The following is a 4436-nucleotide window of genomic DNA, read 5'->3' on the forward strand; positions in this document are numbered from 1 at the left end:
CGATGCTGTAATTCAAACCGAGCCAAGGCAGCCACGGAATGTATTCCGCCATTTGCATACTGCCCTCAGCGGGATTGAATTGATAGGCCACAAGTCCCGTGCAAGCCAAAAGCCCAGTTACAAGGGCGATCGCGATCGCCCGATAGCGATCAGGCTTTAAGTCGGGTGGCAGCAATGAAATCAGAATTGCTCCTAATACCGGAATCCAAATTAAAGCACTTAGCATCTCAGGAAATCTCGCACCTTAACAACATCAACGCTATCGTTGCAAAACGGCTCAACACCCGTTGGGGAAGGCTACAGACTAGGTAGAAACATTGTGACAGTAAGCAAAAGACCGACCCCCAGCAAAATAGTCAGCACATAGAACTGGAACTGTCCCGAAACGTTATACCGCAAGCCCTGCCCACTAAAAATAGCGGCTAAGCCTACTAAATTCACCATTCCATCAATGATGTAGCGATCGAACCAAGACGCGAGGTTGGATATCGCAGTGACAAACCATACTACGGTTAGGTCGTATAACTTTTGAATGTAAAAGTCATAGGCCAGAAAATCTTGAATAAACCGTATTGAGGCATTAACAGGCCGAGCCGACAACCGTTGCAATTCCACTCTAAAGGCAATAAAACAGCCCAGAAATCCTGCAAAAACTAACAATGGGAGCGCTATTTGGTTCACCATATGCGTCCCGGTATCCAACGGAGAGGTCAAGCTTAGCCACAAAGACCAGTGCTGCGGAACCGTGAAATCTAAGAGATTGAGCACCATCAAGACCACCATTGGTACCGCCATTGGCCAAGGTACCTCTGGGGCACGTCGAGTTTTCGGCTGTGGTTCACCAAGAAACGTTAAGCGAAAAACGCGAGTCAAGTTGAACGCACTCAGGGCATTCACAAACACTAGGACAGCAAGGAGCCAACCTGGTACATCCCACAATCCCCCTGTCCAGCGTTGCAAAGTCCAAAATCCGCCTAGGGGAAAAGCCACAATTAGACTGAGTGAACCGATCGCAAATGCGCCTGTTGTGGCGGGCATACGCGACCATAGCCCCCCAAACTCCGTTACGTTTTGTCCCTGGGTGGTCAAAATTACAGAGCCAATACTCATGAATAGCAGCGCTTTTGCCAGTCCATGGGTAAACAAGAGCAAAAATGCTATATCCACATGCCCTAACCCAACTGCAATAAAGACAAGTCCCAAATAGGCACTAGTCGAGTGGGATAACGTACGCTTGATGTCAATTTGGGCGATCGCCATCAACGAGGCACCAATAGCTGTAATGCTCCCAATAGCGATGAGCACGTTGGCAGCAATGGGTGACAAGGTGAATACAGGCTGAAGCTTGATCAGGACGTAGGCTCCGCTTGCCACAACGACCGAATTTCGAAGAATACTAGCTGGATTTGGCCCCTCCATCGCCTCATCCAACCATAGGTTTAAGGGAAACTGGGCACATTTTCCTGTCGGCCCTGCAATCAGTGCCAAACCAATAAGAGCAGCTGCCGTAGGGGTTAGCGGGTTCGTCTCTGCCCAACTGGCTAAGTCAGAAAAGGTTAATCCTGCGCCATAACTTGAGAGCGCCACAATACCCATCAAGAGAATGATGTCCCCAACCCGCTTGGTTAGAAAAGCATCCCTCGCAGCCGTTACCACCAGCGGCTGGGCATACCAGAACCCCACCAGTAGATACGTGGAAAGCGTGAGCATCTCCAAAAATGCATAGCTAAAAAATAACGAATCACTAACAGCTATGCCCGTCATGGCGGCCTCAAAAAAGCCCATCAGACCATAGAATCGAGCCAAAGACCAATCTTTCTCTAGATATCCCAGAGCATAAATTTGAGCCAGCAAGCTAATACCACTAATGAGCTCCATAGCTCCTAGGCTCACGGGGGATAGTTCAACTGCTAGGGCAATATCGAGATCCGCAGCATGAAACCATTGAAAAGCAAGCTGCTGAGGATCATACTCCCACGCTTGGACAAACGCGATAGAGCCATGAATAAATGCTATCAACGTCATCAAAATATTGATGTATACCGCAGGCCGTGGCCCAGTACGCTTCACGTACCCGATAGACCAAGGCAGGGTCAAAATCGCCCCAATCAGACCATATACAGGTATAAACCAAGCAGTTTGCAGCAAAAACAGTGCCATTGCGATTGGCCCTCAGACGAAAAATGCAACGAATAAAATTAGATTTCGTGGTATCGATTATCAGACTTCAGAAATCGTTTGAAAACCTCTGCGTTATGAAACACATCCTAAATATCTGTATGATCACCAAGCTAAACAACGTTCACTGCAGAACGGAAGATGAGTTGGCTTAGAGTCCAGCGAAATCCCTCAAGCTTCAGAAGCGTAACCAAAAGCCTAAGGCGTTCTTGAAACTTCAGAAATATTAAGGACGCTTAACCCTACGAGGAAGGCATTAAACCTATATCTCTGCGTTTCATAGAGTTTAACAGTAATACTTGCCGTTACTCTTACAAATACGTAGATTCACTCCTTGTATGTCAATTTTCTTAAAGTCTGGTGTCGCAACATTGAGTGCAAAGAGAAAACGAGAGAAGCACGGCACTAGGCTGATACCATAAGTAGTGGTGTGGCAATACCAAGATGCAGCCTCGGTGTTATGTCTCAGACTTAGTCTCAATATCTAACATGGAATCAAGGAAATCCAACGCTTCAGTTTTTTGAATGCTACCAGTGATTATCCAGATAATCATCTCCTCTACCCTAGTCGATACGTCTGTTTCAAGGTTTGGGATTAATGCTTAGCTTAGAGGAATATATAGAACCTCGCCAACGCCATCTGCCCAGCTACGAAATTTTTCTCATCTGTTCAAGTCGCCTATTCAAAAAATAGTATAAGTAAGAATTATTTTTCCAATAAAAAAGAATCATTTTGATTTATATTGTCAAAGGTCAGATCCCCCCTGTATTCTTAAAAATGGGAAATTTAAGGTGCTTTTCTGAGAATTAATATCGGTCTTCCCGTCGATTTTCAGGCAAGTTTATTCAACAGTGTTTGTTTTTCTGCAGGAGATATAGGTATGCCAATTGCGGTAGGAATGATTGAGACGCGTGGTTTTCCAGCGGTTGTGGAAGCAGCGGACGCCATGGTAAAAGCAGCACGCGTAACTTTGGTGGGATATGAGAAGATTGGGAGCGGGCGAGTGACCGTTATCGTTCGGGGCGATGTCTCTGAAGTTCAGGCTTCTGTGGCAGCGGGTATTGAATCCGCTAAGCGCGTGAATGGTGGGGAAGTTCTTTCGACCCATATTATTGCTCGTCCTCACGAGAACCTAGAGTACGTTCTGCCCATTCGTTATACCGAAGCGGTTGAGCAGTTCCGCTCATAGAGTGTGGCTTAAGTGTCTAGTGAGTGTATCGCCAACTTAAATCTGGGAATATTGGGATAAGTGGGCGATTGGTTGGTAACGAAGTGTCTACTGTATAGACGATTTATAACTGGAAGGGAGAAAACGAATGGCAATTGCAGTTGGAATGGTTGAGACGCTGGGCTTTCCGGCGGTTGTGGAAGCAGCGGACGCTATGGTAAAAGCGGCGCGTGTAACCTTAGTAGGATACGAGAAGATTGGCAGCGGGCGAGTGACCGTTATCGTTCGGGGCGATGTCTCTGAAGTCCAAGCTTCTGTAGCTGCTGGCATTGAGAATGTGAAGCGTGTTAATGGTGGTCAAGTTCTCTCCACTCACATCATCGCGCGCCCTCACGAAAACTTGGAATACGTTCTGCCTATTCGTTACACTGAGGCGGTCGAAGCATTCCGTGAGAGCGTGAGCGGCATTCGTCCTCTTAATCGCCCGTAATATCTGATGCAGATTGCAAAAGTTTGTGGCACCGTTGTTAGCACTCAGAAAGAGCCCAGTCTGACTGGGGTTAAGTTCCTGATGCTACAGTACGTCGATGAGTCTGGCGACTTGCTGCCAGATTATGAAGTGGCCGCAGATAGCGTTGGGGCTGGGATTAATGAGTGGGTTCTGGTGAGTCGGGGTAGTGCTGCTCGCCGGATTCCAGGCAGTGAATCTCGCCCCATTGATGCTCTAGTCATCGGCATTATCGATACGGTTAATCTTGACAATCGTTTGATGTACAGCAAGCGTGATTCTGATCGTTAGCATTGTGCCTAGGCAACTATATTCGAGCGATGTCAATATTGTGGAGAGTGCGATCGCTTTGATAGGAGTGTGTTGGGATTAGTTTTTAGCTACCCAGCATATTCCTATTGAAAGTAGAGATCGATGCACGTTGTGTAGGGAGATTCGGCAAGGATTTCCTGCCTTTGTTTGTTTCAGAGGGAAAGACCATGGGTATTTCAGGTTCTGCTGCTTCCCCGACCTCTAAGTCCTCACGACTATCTCATCCTAAAATTCATGAGACGGCGCATGTCCATGCCTTTTCCAACATT

5 protein-coding genes are annotated in these 4436 nt (G+C 47.0%); 3 read left to right on the forward strand and 2 right to left on the reverse strand.

The window, feature by feature from the left end; translation table 11 throughout:
* Together IGR76_12810 and IGR76_12815 are read right to left on the reverse strand one after the other, a co-directional pair.
* The coding region (locus IGR76_12810) for an NAD(P)H-quinone oxidoreductase subunit D4 (protein MBF2079361.1) at window positions 1-226 on the reverse strand (226 nt) is incomplete at its 3' end.
* 71 nt (window positions 227-297) lie between these two features.
* Complete coding sequence (locus IGR76_12815; protein MBF2079362.1) at window positions 298-2160, reverse strand: NAD(P)H-quinone oxidoreductase subunit F; 1863 nt, start codon at window positions 2158-2160, stop codon at window positions 298-300.
* A gap of 899 nt (window positions 2161-3059) precedes the next feature.
* Between IGR76_12815 and IGR76_12820 the strand changes: the two genes are divergently transcribed.
* The 3 genes from IGR76_12820 to IGR76_12830 all read left to right on the forward strand — a co-directional run bounded on the left by IGR76_12820 (window position 3060) and on the right by IGR76_12830 (window position 4146).
* The gene (locus IGR76_12820) at window positions 3060-3368 is read left to right on the forward strand and encodes a carbon dioxide-concentrating mechanism protein CcmK (GenBank protein ID MBF2079363.1); all 309 of its coding nucleotides are present in this window, start codon (window positions 3060-3062) and stop codon (window positions 3366-3368) included.
* A 127-nt stretch (window positions 3369-3495) separates the two neighbouring features.
* Window positions 3496-3837 (forward strand): carbon dioxide-concentrating mechanism protein CcmK, encoded by a 342-nt coding sequence (locus IGR76_12825; protein ID MBF2079364.1) that lies wholly within the window; start codon window positions 3496-3498, stop codon window positions 3835-3837.
* Window positions 3838-3843: 6 nt separating this feature from the next.
* Complete coding sequence (locus IGR76_12830) at window positions 3844-4146, forward strand: EutN/CcmL family microcompartment protein (GenBank protein MBF2079365.1); 303 nt, start codon at window positions 3844-3846, stop codon at window positions 4144-4146.
* Window positions 4147-4436 lie beyond the last annotated feature (290 nt).

Source organism: Synechococcales cyanobacterium T60_A2020_003 (assembly GCA_015272205.1).
GTDB lineage: Bacteria > Cyanobacteriota > Cyanobacteriia > RECH01 > RECH01 > JACYMB01.